This window comes from Rhizobium metallidurans (assembly GCF_014196505.1).
In the GTDB taxonomy this organism is placed as follows: Bacteria; Pseudomonadota; Alphaproteobacteria; order Rhizobiales; family Rhizobiaceae; genus Rhizobium; species Rhizobium metallidurans.
In genome coordinates, this window is sequence record NZ_JACIDW010000002.1 from 453798 (window position 1) to 470413 (window position 16616).

A 16616-nucleotide genomic window follows, 5' to 3' on the forward strand; every position below is an offset into this window, starting at 1 on the left:
CAACTGCTAACGGTCGCGTCATATCAGACCGCTTGCCCTCTTCGTGAAGGTCAAGCCTCCCGACATCGAGATGATGATGACGCGCATACAGGCGAACCTTGTTCTATTGCTGGCTGGCGCCATCTGGGGCGGCGGCTTCGTCGCGCAGTCGACGGCGATGGACACGATCGGTCCGCTCTGGTTCGTCGGTCTCCGCTTCGCCATTGCCACCGTCGCCGTGCTCCCCTTCGCACTGCTCGAGGCGCGCAAGAGCGAGGTCAAGACCACCAGGCGGCATGGAATGCTCTATCTTCTGATCGGTCTGACCCTCTTCGGCGTCATGATCACCCAGCAGATCGGCCTCCAGACGACGACCGTCACCAATTCAAGTTTCCTCACCGGGCTCTACGTCGTGATCGTGCCGATCATCGCCGTGGTGTTCCTGCGCCGGGCGCCGCACTGGATCGTCTGGCCGGGCGCCTTGATGGCCCTGACCGGCATCTATCTGCTGTCGGGTGGCGACATGTCGGCCCTGTCGCGCGGCGACATCCTGACGATCTTCTGCGCCGTCTTCTCCGCCGGGCAGATCACGCTTGCCGGCATCATCGTCTCCGAGACCGGCCGGGCATTGACGCTCTCGATGGCGCAGTTTGCCGTCACCGCCGTCCTGGCGCTGGCCGCGGCCGTCATTGTCGAACCGATCAGCTGGGCTGCGATCCGGGACGCGGCGCCGGAGATCCTCTATGTCGGCATCTTCTCGTCTGGCATCGCCTTTTCGCTGCAGATCATCGGCCAGCGCTACACCACCTCCTCGCAAGCGGCGATCTTCCTGTCGTCGGAAGCGCTGTTCGGCGCGGCACTCGGCGCCGTGGTGCTGGGCGAGAAGATTTCCACTCTCGGCTATGTCGGCTGCGCGCTGATGTTCGCGGCAATGCTTCTAGTTGAAATCGTCCCCGAAATAGCGCGCCGACGTCGTCAGAACGGCCTGCTTATCAGCCAGAATCCGGGCTGAAACAGAAAAAGTGAAAAAAAGTTTAACATTCGCGAGGTCGCGCGCACGTTGTAATTTTGGCAAAATCTGCTCCTAAAATATATTGCTCACGATACAAAACGTTGATCAGCGGCGGCTGATGAGCGTTTTTTTTCGTCGGAGCGCAAAACCCACCCTGAATTGGCGCGTGGAGCTGCGTTGCGTCAGAAAACTTTTGCTTGCCAAAAGTGAATAATCGCAGCAATCTCGTGGCGTTCGGGCATTTTGCGAGCATGGGAAGTCCTTAAGAATGTGCGCGCCGGAGACGCTAATACTCCGGTCGGCTGGGTCCAGAAAGCAGGCGTAAGTTCTGCGGAGAACCGGGCTGATTTAGAGGGGACCTTTTTCTCAACATTCAATAATTGCCTGCTAGCGTCTCCGTGAGGAGGCAATATCAGTATGCTGCCCGTGTGGATGGCGGGCAGAGATCAAAGGACCTGACGCATGGCCGAGACTGGGACTGTAAAATTCTTCAACACCGACAAGGGCTTCGGCTTCATCAAGCCTGACAAGGGCGGCGCGGACATCTTCGTTCACATTTCCGCCGTTCAGGCTTCCGGATTGGCCGGGCTGACGGAGAACCAGAAGGTAAGCTTCGACACCGAACCGGACCGTCGCGGCAAGGGCCCGAAGGCCGTCAACCTGCAGATCGACGGCTGATAGAGCAAGCCTTCCAATCGCGTTGAAGCCCGGCGGGTCGCCGGGTTTTATCGTTCAGCCTGCATTCAGACGCCAGCCGCTAACTTGCCATCATCAAGGTGCAAAACCGGCTAAGAGTTTGAACAGGACAGAACACATGAATAGCCTTGCCAAGACCCTTTTTCTGACGGCAACCGCGGCTGCCATCACCTTCTCGTCGATCGGTGCCGCATCGGCTAACGACTGGCGCTATCGCGGCCACAACAACAACAACGACGCTTTGGTCGGTGGTGCCGTTGGCCTTGCAACCGGTTTGATCGTCGGCTCGGCGATCGCCAATGCGCCGCGTTACGACGAACCGCGCTATATCGATCCGCCCTACGCCTATGACGACGTGCCGGTCTATCGTGCGCCACCTCCCCGCTATTACAGACCCGCTCCGGTGCGCTACTACCAGCCGGCTCCGGTTCGCGTCGGCGTCGAGCCGTGGACCCCGCAGTGGGAGCGTTACTGCTCTTACCGTTACCGTTCCTTCGATCCGCGCAGCGGCACCTTCATCGGCAACGACGGTCGCAGCCACTTCTGCGTCGCCAACTGATCGAACTGAGATCGGGAATGAACGAAGCGCCGCTTTTCAGCGGCGCTTTTGTTTGCGCGATGTCTTTTGCCGGCCTGATCAAAGACCCTGCAGATAGGGATTGCCGCGCCGCTCGTCGCCGATCCGGCTGCCCGGGCCGTGGCCGCAGATGAAGCCGACCTCGTCGCCCAGCGGCAGCACCTTGTCGCGAATGGAATCGAGCAACTGCTGGTGGTTTCCGCCGGGAAGATCGGTCCGGCCGATCGAGCCGTTGAACAGGACGTCGCCGACATGCGCGAACTTCTGCGCCCGGTTGAAATAGATGACATGGCCCGGCGCGTGGCCCGGCGTGTGATAGACCTCGAACACATGTTCGCCGAAGGACACGGTGTCCCCATCCTTCAGCCAGCGGTCAGGCTCGACATTGCGCATGCCCCCGGCCGGCAGCCCGTACTTCTCCGCTTGCGTCTCGATCCGCTGCAGCAACGGCTGGTCGTCCTCGTGCGGGCCGATGATGTCGACACCAAGCGCTTCCTTGAGCTCCCTGGCGCCGCCGGCATGGTCGAGATGGCCGTGGGTGAGCCAGATGGCCTTGATCTTGAGCCCATTCTGCTCGATCCCCTGCAGGATATTCGCGACATCCCCGCCCGGATCGATCACCACCCCTTCCTTCGTGTCCTGATCGAAAAAGATCGTGCAGTTTTGCTGGAACGCTGTCACCGGAATGATCCCGGCCTGGAGCATGCTCATGGGGTGCCTCGCTTTATGTCTTGCGCAGTTCGTCGGTGTTGAACCGGGTATAGTCGCAAATTCCGGCGCATGCAGCCTCGATTTTCCGCAGGGGGCCGTCACGCTGCAACGACAAGTGTAATGTGCTGTGATCGCCTCCGGCGGAACCTCCCCTTTTCCCGGGCGTTACCAACCCGTCTATAAAAGGAGACCCACGATGACCATGAAGCGAAATCTTTTCCTGGCAGGCGCAATGGTTCTGGCTTCCGCCGGCCTCGCCCGCGCGGAAATGGCCGCAACGGCCATCAACGATCTGACCATTCACGCCGGCCCCGGCACCCAGTATCCCACCGTCGGCGTTGCGACGCGCGGTTCCGAAACCATCCTCGACGGCTGTGTCGCCGGCAGCCAGTGGTGCCGTGTCGATGTCAGCGGCATGCGCGGCTGGGTCTATGCGCAGTATCTGCAGATGGACCGTGGCGGCACCCAGGTGATCGTCGATCAGAACCAGGCCGATCTCGATATTCCCGTCGTGACCTATGAAACCACGGCCGCGACCGGCCCCGCCGAACCCGCTCCGGGCGACGAACTGCTCGGCCCGGTCGGATCGGTCGAGACGATCGAACCGCCGCAGACAGTCACCACCTACATCGAGAGCAACCCCGGCAGCACGGTCGAGGTCGGCGGTGACGTCGTCGTCGGCGCACAGGTTCCCGGTACCGTGACCTTCCAGGAGATCCCTGACTATCAGTACCGTTACGCCCGTATCAACGACCGTCCGGTTCTTGTCGATCCGGGTACGCGCCGTATCGTCTACGTCTACAACTAAGACGTGACGAGACCTGAATTAACCCCTGAGTTCACCACGCGAGGCGGCCACCCGGCCGCCTTTTCCACGCGCCCTTTTGGCCGACGTAACCCACCCCCACGCTTCTCCCGACAAGCAGCCGGATGCGACGCGATTGTGAACTCGCGGCCGCGCTTGCGTCATGCCTGTTGATTGTTGCCGCAAATATGCGTCTTAATCCGATCATGCAGGGGAATTGCGTATCGCATGGGGAATTTTGCGCGGGCGCAGCTCGGTTTTCGTAACAACGCCGATGTCTTTGCACGCGCGAAAGCCGGGCGCCGACGGGCACCGGAATATATGTCATGATTGCTGACATATATTCCCGCGTCCCGGCACGCGGCGACGAGCAGGAAAGGAAATGCCGAATTGGCACGACAGAGCAGCCCGAAAGCCGGCAGGCGGGAGCCCAGGCCGGAGCCTTTGACCAAGCCGTTGGAAAACACCGAAACCATCGACTTCGATATCATCGAGCTCCTGTTTTTCTCCTATCGGGACTTCGTCTCCGATCCTGATGCGATCCTCGCCAAGAGCGGTTTCGGACGCGCCCATCACCGCGTGGTGCATTTCGTTAACCGAAACCCCGGCATGACCGTTGCCGATCTCCTGGATACGTTGAAGATAACCAAACAGAGTCTCGCAAGGGTACTCAAACAGCTTATCGATTCGGGGTATATTCAACAAAAAGCGGGGCCTGAGGACCGGCGCCAGCGCAAGCTCTATCCCACCGCGACCGGGCGGGATCTTGCGCTTGCACTCGCCGAGCCGCAATCGCGCCGTATTGAGAGAGCATTCGACGGGGCCTCTGCGGAAGTAAGGGCCGGCGTCAAGGCCTTCCTTAGTGGCATGCAGAACAGACAAAACTCGAAAGCGGACTGAATGGCGGCGAAGATAGTGATTTCGGACGATGCGGCACACTTGCTCGTTGTGGATGACGACACGCGTATTCGCGCGCTGCTCAACCGCTATCTGAGCGAGAACGGCTTCCGCGTGACGGTCGCGGCCGATGGCGCCGAGGCACGCCGCAAGCTCGGCGGCCTCGATTTCGATCTGATCATCATGGACGTGATGATGCCCGGCGAATCCGGTATCGACGTCACCAGGGATCTGCGCATCATCAAGAACGTGCCGATCATCATGCTGACGGCGCTCGCCGAATCCGACAGCCGCATCGCCGGCCTCGAGGCCGGCGCCGACGACTACCTCCCCAAGCCCTTCGACCCGCGCGAGCTCGTTCTCCGCATCAACAATATCCTGCGCCGCAACGTCTCCGGCGACGCGCCGAAGATCGAGCAGGTGATGTTCGGGCCCTACACGTTTTCGCTGACCCGTCGCGAACTGAAGAAGGCGGCCGAAATCGTGCGCCTCACGGATCGCGAACAGGAAATCATGCTGCTCTTCGCCAAGCGCGCCGGCGACACCATTCCCCGCCATGAACTGATCGGCAACGATGTCGATGTCGGCGAACGCACCATCGACGTGCAGATCAACCGACTGCGCCGCAAAATCGAGGACGATCCGTCAAATCCGGTCTGGCTCCAAACGGTTCGTGGTATAGGATACCGGCTGAGCATCGATTGAAGATCCGGGACCCCGAAAGGCTCTAGATTAGATGGTGACATTCGACTCGTTGAGACGCGAGGACCGCTCGCCGGTTTCCGGCTGGCGTTGGTTTACCCGCCTGCTGCGCCGCCAGCTTCCCAAGGGCCTTTATGTCCGCTCGCTGATCATCATCATCATGCCGATGGTGCTGCTGCAGTCCGTCGTAGCCGCCGTCTTCATGGAACGTCACTGGCAGATGGTCACCCAGCGCCTGTCGATGGCGGTGACCGCCGATATCGCCGCGATCATCCAGATGATCGACACCTATCCGCAGGATACGGACTACAGCGAAATCACCCGCATCGCCCGCGACCAGCTCAGCCTGCAGATCTCGATCGAGCCCGACGGCGAGCTGCCGCCGCCCCGCATCAAGCCGTTCTTCTCCATTCTCGACGGCATTCTCAGCGACGAGATCCGCGATCAGATCAAGCGCCCCTTCTGGATCGACACGGTGGGCGATTCCAACCTCGTCGAGATCAGGGTCAAGCTCGACGGCAAGATCCTGCGCGTGCTCGCCAAGCGCAACCGGACCTACGCCTCCAACACCCATATCTTCATCGTCTGGATGGTCGGCGCGTCGCTGGTGCTGATCACCATTTCCATCCTGTTCCTCAGGGGCCAGATCAGACCGATCCAGAAACTCGCCGCCGCCGCCGAAAGCTTCGGCAAGGGCCAGAAGGCCGACAATTTCTATCCGCGCGGCGCCGACGAAGTCCGCCGCGCCGGCCTCGCCTTCATCCTCATGCGCGAACGCATCGAGCGCCAGATGGAGCAGCGGACGGCGATGCTCACGGGCGTCAGCCACGACCTGCGCACCATCCTGACCCGCTTCAAGCTGCAACTGGCGCTTGCCGGTGACAATCCCGATCTTCAGGGCATGAGCGACGACGTCAACGACATGCAGTCGATGCTGGAGGCCTACATGGCCTTTGCCCGCAGCGAGGTCGAGGAAGATGTCGGCGAGCTCAAGCTCAGCGAACTGCTGCTGAAGCTCGAGCCCGACTTCGCCCTGCACGGCAAGACGCTCACCCACTCGATCGAGGGCGACGACGACATCCAGGTCAGGCCGAACGCGTTCACCCGCCTCGTCACCAACCTCGCCTCCAATGCGCGCCGCTACGCCGGCACTCTCAACATCGAGGCCAAGCACGGCGCCAAGTGGCTGACCATCACCTTCGACGACGATGGCCCCGGCATTCCGGAGAAGAACCGCGAAGACGTCTTCAAGCCCTTCTTCCGCCTCGACGAAGCCCGCAATCTCGATGCGTCGGGCACCGGCCTCGGCCTCGCGATCGCCCGCGACATCGCCCGCAGCCACGGCGGCAACGTCACGCTTGGCGATAGCCCGCTCGGCGGCCTGCGCGCCATCATCCGCGTCCCGGCCTGAGATCACGATGGCGATCGATACCACCGACATGACCTGGCTCAACCCGCCGCCTTTCGACGAGCAGCGCGAAGACGGCCTGCATGTGCGCTCCGGCGAGAAGACCGACTTCTGGCAGGGCACCTATTACGGCTTTCACCGCGACGACGGCCATTTCCTTCATCGCCCCCGCCACGGCGACTTTACCGCCGAGGTCAGTTTTTCGGCGAATTACCGGGCGCTCTACGATCAGGCGGGCATCATGCTGCGCGCAGATGCGACGCACTGGATGAAGTGCGGGATCGAATATACCGACGGTGCCCGCCATTTCAGCGTCGTCGTCACCAACGGCAATTCCGATTGGTCGGCCTTTCGCATCGACCATGATTTTGTAAGGATCGCCGTGCGCGTGACGCGCAATGGCGATGCGCTGTTCGTCCAGTACAGGACGGACATGATGGCGGACTGGCGCATGGCGCGCCTCGCCTGGTCCGACCCGAAGCTTGAGGAATTGATGGTGGGTCCGGTCTTCTGCTCGCCGCAGCGCGCCGGCTTCGAAGCCACGTTTCACGATTTCAGCCTGTCGGACCCGCTCTCGCGCGACATTCACTGAAGACACCGGCACCGGGACACGAGGCCCCGGCGCTACGCCAATCACATGATCTTCTTGCCGTTCGGGACCGGCTTGTCCGGCGCCGCGAGCACGATGGCGCCGGCCTCGTCCTCGAAACCAAGCGTCAGCACCTCGGAGCGGAACGGCCCGATCTGTCGCGGCGGAAAATTGACGACGCACAGCACCTGTCGGCCGACGAGATCGTCGAGCGTGTAATGCACGGTGATCTGCGCCGAGGATTTCTTGACGCCGATCTCCGGCCCGAAGTCGATCAGGAGCTTGAAGGCCGGCTTGCGCGCCTCGGGAAACGGCTTGGCCTCGATCACGGTGCCGACACGGATGTCGACCCGCTCGAAATCGCCGTAGGTAATCTCTTCGCTCATGACGATCAGCCTCAGCCCGCGAGTTCCTCGGCGCGCTTGCGCGCGGCCGAAAGCGCCTTGTCGAACAGCGGCTGCATCGCATCGTCAGCCATCAGCACGGAGAGAGCCGCCGCCGTCGTGCCGCCGGGCGACGTCACGTTCTGGCGCAGCTTCGATGCGTCGTCGGGGGACTGGTGCAAAAGCTCACCAGCCCCCGCGACAGTTTCCCGTGCAAGCCGCATGGCAAGGTCCGCCTGCAGGCCAAGTTTGCGGCCTGCTTCTGCCATGCACTCCACGAGATAGAACACATACGCAGGACCACTGCCCGAAAGGGCTGTAACGGCATCGATATCGGATTCCAAAGGCACCCATTCCACGGGTCCGGAGACCCTGAGCAGCGCGTGCACCTGATCGCGCTGGTTCTGGCCGACGCGCTGGTTAGCGTAGGCGCCGGTGACACCGCGGCCGACCATGGCGGGCGTGTTCGGCATGGCGCGAACCATCGCCGCTTCGCCGAGATGCGTTTCGAGAAAGCCGAGCGTCTTGCCCGCCGCGACCGAAACCACGACGGTATCGGCGCCGACGGCGCTTTTGACGGACGGAAGCACGGCGTCCATGACCTGCGGCTTGACCGCCAGAAACAGCACGCCGGCCTTCAATTCGGCGGGAAGCGCCGTCACATGCCTGGCGCCCGCCTCGCTGATAACAGCCATCATCTGGGCCGAGGGGCCCGGATCGACGACGACCACGGAAGCACCCGGCACACCGTTCTTGAGCCAGCCGGAGAGCATCGCGCCCCCCATGTTGCCGGCGCCGACAAGAACGATTGGGCCCGAGGACGACAGACCGGACATGTTACGCTTCACCCACGGTTTCGAACAGAACGGCTTCCATGGCGCGGTTGGCGTCCATGCCGGACCAGATCACGAACTGGAATGCCTGATAATAAGCCTCGCAGGTATCGAGCGCGCTGGCGAGCAGCACCTCGACCTGGCGGTTCGTCGGCTCGGCGCCGCCGGCCAGCAGCAGCGACTGCCGGAAGATGACCACGTCCTCCTGGCGCCAGACATCGAAGTGGCCCATCAGCACCTGGCCGTTGATACCGGCCAGAAGCTTCGTCACTTCATTCATGCGCTGTTCGGGAATCTTGATGTCGAAGGCGCAGCCGAGATGCAGCGCCTCGAATTCCTCCATCCAGGAAAAGGAGACGTGATAATCCGTCCACTTGCCCTCGACCGTCATCGCGATTTCGTCGTCACCCGACCGCTCGAAAGCCCAGTCGTTGTGGGCGGCGACGTACTCGATCGTATCGACCGGGTTCGACTGACGCTCGACTTCCAATTCCATGAGGCTCATGCAGCACCTTCTTGACCGGAGTGAATGCGTAACGACTTCGTCCAACGAGACACAAGCGAACACACGCAAAACCCGGAAACCACCAACCCAGATGACCGTTGAACCGCTACCAGACTTACGCAGTGAACCTGCCCGGAGCTTACCAACTGCTTCGAATCATCATTTAAAATCAGTGTATAACGCACCCGGTGGTGTGCCAGCCCCCTGAGGGCCGTTTTCGGGAACGCCACTGTGGAAAGGTGTTGGGAATTGGATTCAGAAGGAGGGTATAAACGACTCTGCCCATTGGCTTTTTTGGCAGTGTCCACAGGTGGAAAAACACACCCGCTTTTTTAGCCGAAGCAGCGGTGTGTCTCTCAAAGGCCACACCGCGCCGTGTCCCTAAACGGGATTACTTGCCCTTGGCGGCGGGCTTGGATTCGAGCTTCGCCTCGAGCGCGGCGATACGTGCCAGAAGCGCGTCGTTTTCGTCGCGCGCCTTGATCGCCATCTCGCGCACGACCTCGAACTCTTCCCGCTTGACCACGTCCATGCTGTTCAGCCAGCGCTCGGCCTGGGCATTGAACATCGTTTCGACTTCCTTGCGCACGCCCTGGGCGGCGCCCGCGGCATCGGTCATCAGCTTGGCGAACTCGTCCATGATGCGGTTTGTGCCTGTCGTCATGGCGGTTTACTCCCTTTGAAAGAATGCTTCGGCCGCTCTCGGCCCTCGGCACTGAGGTAGGGCTTCGCCGTTAAGGATGCAAGCGCTTTGCACTGGATAAGCGGTCGCACCTATCTCGCATCACTAACAATCAACTTGACCGGCTGGTGTCGCAAGGCCATCTTCCGCCCACATCAACGGATGGGACGACCTTGCCGACAGCTGCCAACTTCATGGCTATCATGCCTTTTCCCAATATCGACCCGATCGCCTTCGCCATCGGACCCGTGGCCGTTCATTGGTATGGCCTGGCCTATGTCGCCGGCATCATGATCGGCTGGTACTACGCCCGCATCATAGCCGGAAACGACAGCCTCTGGCCCGGCAATGCCTCGCCGATCACCAAGGCGCAGCTGGACGACTTCGTCGTCTGGGTGGCGCTTGGCGTCGTCCTGGGCGGCCGCATCGGCTACATCCTATTCTACGACATGGCATCGATCATCGAGAGCCCGATCCGCGCCATCCAGATCTGGAACGGCGGCATGTCCTTCCATGGCGGCCTCGCCGGCACGACGATCGCCATGATCATCTTCGCCAAGCGCAACAAGATCCCGCTCTGGAACCTCTTCGACATCGTCGCCGCCGTGGTTCCCGTGGGCCTCTTCTTCGGCCGCATCGCCAATTTCATCAACGGCGAACTCTGGGGCCGGCTGACGGACGTGCCTTGGGCCGTGGTCTTTCCGACCGGCGGCCCCTTCGCGCGCCACCCGAGCCAGCTTTACGAGGCAGGGCTCGAAGGCATCGTGCTACTCCTCGTGCTGGCCGCCCTCATCTATGGCGTGCGGGCGCTGAAGACACCCGGCTTCGTCACCGGCGTCTTCGTCTGCGGCTACGCCCTTTCGCGCATCTTCGTCGAGTTCTTCCGTGAACCGGACGTACAACTCGGCTACCTTCTCGGCACCAACTGGCTGACGATGGGGATGGTCCTGTCGTCGCCGATGATCCTGCTCGGCCTCTGGGCCATGATCCGTGCCCGCCTTCAGGCTGCTCCACAGTCCTGATCGCGGCCCGGAGGAGGAGAACATGACCACCGCACTCGGTGAGAAGATCAAGGCGATCATCCAGGCGAACGGTCCGATCAGCGTCACCGACTTCTTTTCGCTGTGCCTCGCCGATCCCGAATACGGATATTACAAGACCAGGGAACCCTTCGGCAGCTCCGGCGACTTCGTCACCGCGCCGGAGGTCAGCCAGCTCTTCGGCGAGATGATCGGCGTCTTCATCGTCCACGCATGGCAGCGCCACGGCACGCCCCCGGGCGTGAAGCTGGTCGAGATCGGCCCGGGACGCGGCACGATGATGTCGGACATGCTGCGCGTCATCGAGCGCCTCGCGCCGCCGCTCTTTGAAACCATGACCATCCACCTCGTCGAGACCAGCCCGCGCCTGCGCGAGGTGCAGCAGGAAACGCTCGCCGCCCATCAGGGCAGGATCAGCTGGCACGACGGCTTCGACGAGATCCCGCCCGGCCTCACCCTGATCGCCGCAAACGAACTCTTCGACGCCATCCCGATCCGCCAGTTCGTCAAGACCGCGACCGGCTTTCGCGAACGCATGGTCGGCCTCGACGTCGATGACGAACTCTCGTTTGGGACCGGCGTCGCCGGGATCGACCCGCGGCTGCTTCCAGAGCAGGCCGCGAGCGTTCCGCTCGGCACGCTTTTCGAGATCGCCCCCGCGCGCGAATCCGTGATGGTCGCCATCGCCGATCGGCTCAAGGCCTTCGGCGGCACGGCGCTGGCGCTCGACTACGGCCACCTGATCACCGGCTTCGGCGATACGCTGCAGGCGGTGCGCATGCACGAATTCGACCCGCCGCTCGCCCACCCCGGCGAAGCGGACCTCACCAGCCACGTCGATTTCCAGGCGCTCGGCGAAACCGCGGTTTCGGCCGGGCTCCACGTCAACGGACAGCTGCATCAGGGCGACTTCCTGGTGGGCCTCGGCATCCTCGAACGCGCCGCCGCGCTCGGGCGTGACCGCGAACCCCGCACCCAGCAGATCATCCAGGCCGCCGTCGATCGGTTGGCCGGCGAAGGCGAGGGAAAGATGGGGGAACTCTTCAAGGTGATGGCCGTTTCCCATCCCGCCATCGATCTGATGCCGTTCCGCTCCGTGGATTGACAGCGCGCGGCGGGCGGGGTCAACATCGCCGCAATCGACAGCGCTTCGCCCGGCACAGGGCCTGGGCGAAGCCGGAACAAATCCTTGGCCAGACACATTCTTGGCCAGGCAAATCTTGACCAGACAGACCTTGGAACCACTGATGACACATGCGCCCTCCCCGGAACCGATCCAAAGCGCGCTGCTGAAAGAAGCGACCGGCGACGCGATCCGGCACGGCTATTTCACCCGCCAGGGCGGCGTCTCGGACGGCATCTATCGCGGCCTCAATGTCGGCCTGGGCTCCAGCGACGAACGCGCCAAGGTCGAGGAAAACCGCAGGCGCGTCGCCGGATGGTTCGACCTGCCGGTCGAGCGCCTGGCAACCGTGCATCAGGTGCATTCGCCCGATGTCGTGGTCGTCGATGCCTCCTATGACGGCACGCGCCAGCCGGCCGACGCGCTGGTGACGGCGACACCCGGCATCGCGCTTGGCGTGCTCGCCGCCGATTGCGGCCCGATCCTGTTCGCCGATCCCGAAAACCGCGTTGTCGGCGCCGCCCATGCCGGCTGGAAGGGCGCATTTGCCGGCGTGCTGGAAAACACCATCGAGGCCATGATCGGGCTCGGCGCCCGGCGCGAGGCGATCGTCGCCTGCTTGGGCCCATCGATCAGCAAGGCGAGCTACGAGGTCGGCCCCGAATTCGTCGAGCGCTTCGTCAGCGAAAACAGCGATTATCAGCGCTATTTCACCCCGTCGCGGAAACCCGGACATTCGATGTTCGATCTGCCCGCATTCACCATCGATCGGCTGCGTGCCGCCGGCGTCAAGGCGGAAAGCCTCGGCGTCTGCACCTACCCCGACAGCGAACGTTTCTTTTCCTACCGACGGACGACACACAGCCAGGAACCGGACTACGGCCGGCAGATTTCGGCGATTGCCATAAGGGAGATGTGACCGGTATGGGCCTACACTTCGAAACCTCCGAATTCGCCGACCGTCTCGCGCGGCTGACGCAGCAGATGCATGAGGAGAGGCTCGACGCCCTCCTCCTCTTCGCCCAGGAAAGCATGTACTGGCTGACCGGCTACGACACCTTCGGCTACTGCTTCTTCCAGACGCTCGTCGTCAAGGCCGACGGCACCATGGCGCTTCTGACCCGTTCGGCCGATCTGCGTCAGGCGCGGCAGACGTCGATCATCGAAAACATTCATATCTGGGTCGATCGCGTCAACGCCGATCCGACCGTTGATCTGAAGAACCTTCTGGTCGAGATGGACCTGCTCGGCGCGCGCATCGGCGTCGAATACGACACCCACGGCATGACCGGCCGCATCGCCCGGCTTCTCGACACGCAGTTGATGGCATTCGGCCAGATCTCCGACGCCTCCTATCTCGTCAGCCGTCTGCGCCTCATCAAAAGCCCGACGGAGATCGCCTATGTCGAGCGCGCGGCGGCCCTTGCCGACGACGCGCTGGACGCGGCCCTTTCGCTGACGAAAGCCGGCGCCGACGAGGCCGCGATCCTTGCGGCCATGCAGGGTGCCGTCCTTGCTGGCGGCGGCGATTACCCCGCCAACGAATTCATCATCGGCTCCGGTGTCGATGCCCTGCTCTGCCGCTACAAGGCCGGCCGCCGCAGGCTCGACGCCAACGACCAGCTGACGCTGGAATGGGCCGGCGCCTATGCGCATTACCACGCCGCGATGATGCGCACGATCGTCATCGGCGAACCGAGCTATCGCCACCGCGAGCTCTACAATGCCTGCCTCGAGAACATCCGGGCCATCGAAACGGTGCTGAAGCCGGGACATACGTTCGGCGATGTCTTCGACGTCCATTCGAAGATCATGGAGGAGCGCGGCCTCTCGCGTCACCGCCTGAACGCCTGCGGCTATTCGCTCGGCGCCCGCTTTTCGCCGTCCTGGATGGAACACCAGATGTTCCACGTCGGCAATCCACAGCCGATCGTGCCGGGCATGTCGCTCTTCGTCCACATGATCATCATGGATTCCGACAGCGGCACCGCCATGACGCTCGGGCAAACCTACCTGACGACCGACGACGAGCCGAAGGCGCTGTCGCGTCATCCGCTCGACTTCATCAACCTATGAGTGACAGCCGATTATAATCGGCAATTGACATCTCCATGCCCCGACCGCCATAAAGTTGGCCGGGGCACATGCCGCGTGGCGACACGCGCACTGAAGAAGGATGACACGAGGGATGACGCGACTTGCGACAGCGTCCACGCTCATCGCCTGCCTTGCCCTGCTTTCCGCTTGCAACACCACGGATGCCCTGACCCCCCTCGTCGACATCGGCGAAACCTCGGGCAGCATCCGTTCGACGCCGGTCACCCAGGGCGAGGTCGAGCGCATGGCAGGCACGCCGCGACGCGGCCAGACCTTCTCGTCTCCGCCGCGTGAGGGCGGCTATCACCCGGCCTATGTGGAACAGGGCGCCCGGCCCGGCTCCGGCGCACCGCCGACGACCATGCAGGCGCAGGCCTATGCGCTCGACGGCCAGACCGAGCAGCCGCGAGCCTCCGCCGCCATCGAGAGCCAGCCCCTTTCCGAACCGGTCTCCGAGCCCGCTTCGGAGCCGGTATCGAACGCGCAGGCCGAAGAGCAGGACATCGCCGACGCCGAGGCGAAGGACAAGGCGGTCGCGCCGAAGCGCACGGCAATGCTGGCGCCATCGGGCGGATCGAGCGTACGCTTCCTGCCGATCATCGGCGCGCCGGTTCAGGCCGTCACGCCCCTGTCGCGGCAACTCGGCGCCGAAGCGCGCTCGCACGGCCTCGCGATCAAGAGCTCCAACGACAACAGCAGCGCCTACATCCTCAAGGGTTACCTCTCGGCCTTCACCGACAGCGGCAAGGTAACGGTGGTCTATGTCTGGGACGTGCTCGACAACAGCGGCGCGCGGCTGCATCGCATCCAGGGACAGGAGAGCGTTCCGTCCGAAGCGCAGGATCCCTGGGCCGTGGTTCCGGCCTCCGTCATGCAGCAGATTGCGTCCAAGACGATCAGCGAATTCTCGTCGTGGCGGGACGCCCGTGGCGGTTAAGCCACAAGCTTTTTGGAAATATAAAGGCGCGAGTCGCCTTTGCCCTTGCATTCGGGAACAAGCTGGCTAAAAAGCGCGGCTATCAGCAGGCAACAGGCGGACCAAGATGAAGGTTTTCGCAGGCAATTCGAACCGGCACCTCGCCGAAGAGATCTGCAACTATCTTAATGTGCCCTTGGGCAGAGCAACGGTCCGAAGATTTGCCGACCAGGAAATCTTCGTGGAAGTCCAGGAAAACGTACGCGGCGAGGACGTGTTCCTCGTCCAGTCGACGTCCTTCCCGACGAACGACCACCTGATGGAACTGCTCATCATGATCGATGCGATGCGCCGCTCGTCGGCCCGCCGCATCACCGCGGTCCTTCCCTACTTCGGCTACGCACGCCAGGACCGCCGCGCTTCGGGCCGCACGCCGATCTCGGCCAAGCTCGTCGCCAACCTGATCACCGAAGCCGGCGCCGACCGCGTTTTGACGCTCGATCTGCACGCCGGCCAGATCCAGGGCTTCTTCGATATCCCGACGGACAATCTGTATGCCGTGCCGATCCTGACGCGCGACATCAAGGCCAACTACGACATCTCCAACGTCATGGTCGTGTCGCCGGACGTCGGTGGCGTCGTGCGCGCACGCTCGCTCGCCAAACGTCTCGACTGTCTTCTGGCGATCGTGGACAAGCGCCGCGACCGCCCGGGTGAATCCGAAGTCATGAACATCATCGGCGACGTCACCGGCAAGGACTGCCTGCTGATCGACGATATCGTCGATTCCGGCGGCACGCTCTGCAACGCCGCCGACGCGCTGCTCGCCAAGGGCGCAGCCAGCGTCACCGCCTACATCACCCATGGCGTCCTGTCGGGCGGCGCCGTTACCCGCATCACCAATTCCAAGCTGCGGGAGTTGGTCATCACCGACTCCATCCAGCCGACGACGGCCGTCCAGTCGGCGCACAATATCCGCGTGCTGACCACCGCGACGCTGATCGGCGAGGCCATCAACCGCACCAGCCAGGAAGAATCCGTCTCCAGCCTCTTCGACTGAGTGAAGACGGAATCCCTGTCCGCCCTTTCTCCCGCATCCCAATTCGGTTAGGATTTCAATGATATCCGGCCGACGGGAGGAAGAAGCATGGCGAAAATCCTGAAATCTCCGATCGGGCTGGCGATGCTGGTCATCCTTCCAGCCCTCTCCGCCTGCACCGCGGATGTCGGTCCCGGCTATGGGCCAGGTCCAGCTTATGGAACCGGACCGGCCCCGGTCCGTCCGGCTCCCCCGCCGCGCCCTCGCCCGCCGCAGCCGCAAATGTGCACGATGGAATACGCGCCGGTCTGTGGTGAGCGCGGTGGCCGCACGCAGACATTCGGCAATGCCTGCCAGGCCAACAACAGCGGTTTCCGGATCGTTGGCCGAGGCGAGTGCCGCGCCGGCCCGCCGATGACGCCGGGACCCGGGCCGGGCCCTCGCCCGCGTCCGCCACGCGAGGAACCGATGCCGCCCCAGCGGCCCGGTGGCATCTGCACACGCGAATACCGCCCCGTTTGCGGCGAGCGCGGCAGAGAGATCAGGACATTTTCGAATTCATGCGAGGCGGGCAATGCCGGCTTCCGCATCGTCGGCCAGGGCGAATGCCGCCGCTGATGGC

General features: G+C 62.9%; 19 protein-coding genes and 1 pseudogene. 15 read left to right on the plus strand and 5 right to left on the minus strand.

Annotated features, from left to right (window positions below):
• Window positions 1-76 precede the first annotated feature (76 nt).
• From GGQ67_RS06165 to GGQ67_RS06175, 3 genes are all read left to right on the plus strand, one after another.
• Entirely contained in the window at window positions 77-991 is a 915-nt protein-coding gene (locus GGQ67_RS06165) for a DMT family transporter (protein WP_183899303.1), read from the plus strand.
• Between the two features lie 462 nt (window positions 992-1453).
• Entirely contained in the window at window positions 1454-1669 is a 216-nt protein-coding gene (locus GGQ67_RS06170) for a cold-shock protein (protein ID WP_018897410.1), read from the plus strand.
• A 136-nt stretch (window positions 1670-1805) separates the two neighbouring features.
• Complete coding sequence (locus GGQ67_RS06175; RefSeq protein WP_183899304.1) at window positions 1806-2246, plus strand: BA14K family protein; 441 nt, start codon at window positions 1806-1808, stop codon at window positions 2244-2246.
• A 78-nt stretch (window positions 2247-2324) separates the two neighbouring features.
• Here the strand turns inward: GGQ67_RS06175 and GGQ67_RS06180 are convergent, their stop codons facing one another.
• Window positions 2325-2975 carry an MBL fold metallo-hydrolase gene (locus GGQ67_RS06180; protein ID WP_183899305.1) on the minus strand — a complete coding sequence of 217 codons (651 nt, stop codon included), beginning with the start codon at window positions 2973-2975 and terminating at the stop codon, window positions 2325-2327.
• 196 nt (window positions 2976-3171) lie between these two features.
• Here GGQ67_RS06180 and GGQ67_RS06185 point away from each other — a divergent pair, with 196 nt between their 5' ends.
• The 5 genes from GGQ67_RS06185 to GGQ67_RS06205 all read left to right on the plus strand — a co-directional run bounded on the left by GGQ67_RS06185 (window position 3172) and on the right by GGQ67_RS06205 (window position 7379).
• Window positions 3172-3783 (plus strand): DUF1236 domain-containing protein, encoded by a 612-nt coding sequence (locus tag GGQ67_RS06185; protein ID WP_183899306.1) that lies wholly within the window; start codon window positions 3172-3174, stop codon window positions 3781-3783.
• Between the two features lie 387 nt (window positions 3784-4170).
• Complete coding sequence (locus GGQ67_RS06190) at window positions 4171-4680, plus strand: MarR family winged helix-turn-helix transcriptional regulator (RefSeq protein ID WP_183899307.1); 510 nt, start codon at window positions 4171-4173, stop codon at window positions 4678-4680.
• On the plus strand, window positions 4681-5382 hold the full coding sequence (locus tag GGQ67_RS06195) for a response regulator (RefSeq protein ID WP_183899308.1): 702 nt from the start codon (window positions 4681-4683) through the stop codon (window positions 5380-5382).
• 31 nt (window positions 5383-5413) lie between these two features.
• Window positions 5414-6790: an ATP-binding protein gene (locus tag GGQ67_RS06200; protein WP_183899309.1), complete on the plus strand. Its 1377-nt coding sequence runs from the start codon at window positions 5414-5416 to the stop codon at window positions 6788-6790.
• Window positions 6791-6797: 7 nt separating this feature from the next.
• The gene (locus GGQ67_RS06205; protein ID WP_183899310.1) at window positions 6798-7379 is read left to right on the plus strand and encodes a DUF1349 domain-containing protein; all 582 of its coding nucleotides are present in this window, start codon (window positions 6798-6800) and stop codon (window positions 7377-7379) included.
• Between the two features lie 41 nt (window positions 7380-7420).
• Here the strand turns inward: GGQ67_RS06205 and GGQ67_RS06210 are convergent, their stop codons facing one another.
• The 4 genes from GGQ67_RS06210 to GGQ67_RS06225 form a co-directional block, all read right to left on the minus strand.
• Complete coding sequence (locus tag GGQ67_RS06210) at window positions 7421-7762, minus strand: tRNA-binding protein (protein WP_183899311.1); 342 nt, start codon at window positions 7760-7762, stop codon at window positions 7421-7423.
• A gap of 11 nt (window positions 7763-7773) precedes the next feature.
• A complete protein-coding gene (proC, locus tag GGQ67_RS06215) occupies window positions 7774-8595 on the minus strand; it encodes a pyrroline-5-carboxylate reductase (protein ID WP_183899312.1) in 822 nt (273 codons plus the stop codon).
• Window position 8596: 1 nt separating this feature from the next.
• Window positions 8597-9097: a type III secretion system chaperone family protein gene (locus GGQ67_RS06220; RefSeq protein ID WP_183899313.1), complete on the minus strand. Its 501-nt coding sequence runs from the start codon at window positions 9095-9097 to the stop codon at window positions 8597-8599.
• A 391-nt stretch (window positions 9098-9488) separates the two neighbouring features.
• Window positions 9489-9761, minus strand: coding sequence for an accessory factor UbiK family protein (locus GGQ67_RS06225; RefSeq protein ID WP_183899314.1), 273 nt, complete (start codon window positions 9759-9761; stop codon window positions 9489-9491).
• 191 nt (window positions 9762-9952) lie between these two features.
• On the opposite strand from GGQ67_RS06225, the gene lgt reads away from it, so the two are divergent.
• The 7 genes and pseudogenes from lgt to GGQ67_RS06260 form a co-directional block, all read left to right on the plus strand.
• Window positions 9953-10801, plus strand: coding sequence for a prolipoprotein diacylglyceryl transferase (gene lgt, locus GGQ67_RS06230; RefSeq protein ID WP_183899315.1), 849 nt, complete (start codon window positions 9953-9955; stop codon window positions 10799-10801).
• A gap of 22 nt (window positions 10802-10823) precedes the next feature.
• Window positions 10824-11924 (plus strand): class I SAM-dependent methyltransferase, encoded by a 1101-nt coding sequence (locus GGQ67_RS06235; RefSeq protein WP_183899316.1) that lies wholly within the window; start codon window positions 10824-10826, stop codon window positions 11922-11924.
• A gap of 142 nt (window positions 11925-12066) precedes the next feature.
• Window positions 12067-12861: a peptidoglycan editing factor PgeF gene (gene pgeF / locus GGQ67_RS06240; RefSeq protein WP_183899317.1), complete on the plus strand. Its 795-nt coding sequence runs from the start codon at window positions 12067-12069 to the stop codon at window positions 12859-12861.
• A gap of 5 nt (window positions 12862-12866) precedes the next feature.
• Entirely contained in the window at window positions 12867-14018 is a 1152-nt protein-coding gene (locus tag GGQ67_RS06245) for a M24 family metallopeptidase (RefSeq protein ID WP_183899318.1), read from the plus strand.
• 112 nt (window positions 14019-14130) lie between these two features.
• Complete coding sequence (locus GGQ67_RS06250) at window positions 14131-14976, plus strand: hypothetical protein (RefSeq protein WP_183899319.1); 846 nt, start codon at window positions 14131-14133, stop codon at window positions 14974-14976.
• A gap of 106 nt (window positions 14977-15082) precedes the next feature.
• Entirely contained in the window at window positions 15083-16015 is a 933-nt protein-coding gene (locus tag GGQ67_RS06255) for a ribose-phosphate pyrophosphokinase (protein WP_183899320.1), read from the plus strand.
• An 87-nt stretch (window positions 16016-16102) separates the two neighbouring features.
• Window positions 16103-16609, plus strand: a pseudogene (locus GGQ67_RS06260) (Kazal-type serine protease inhibitor family protein); the annotation flags it as partial.
• Window positions 16610-16616 lie beyond the last annotated feature (7 nt).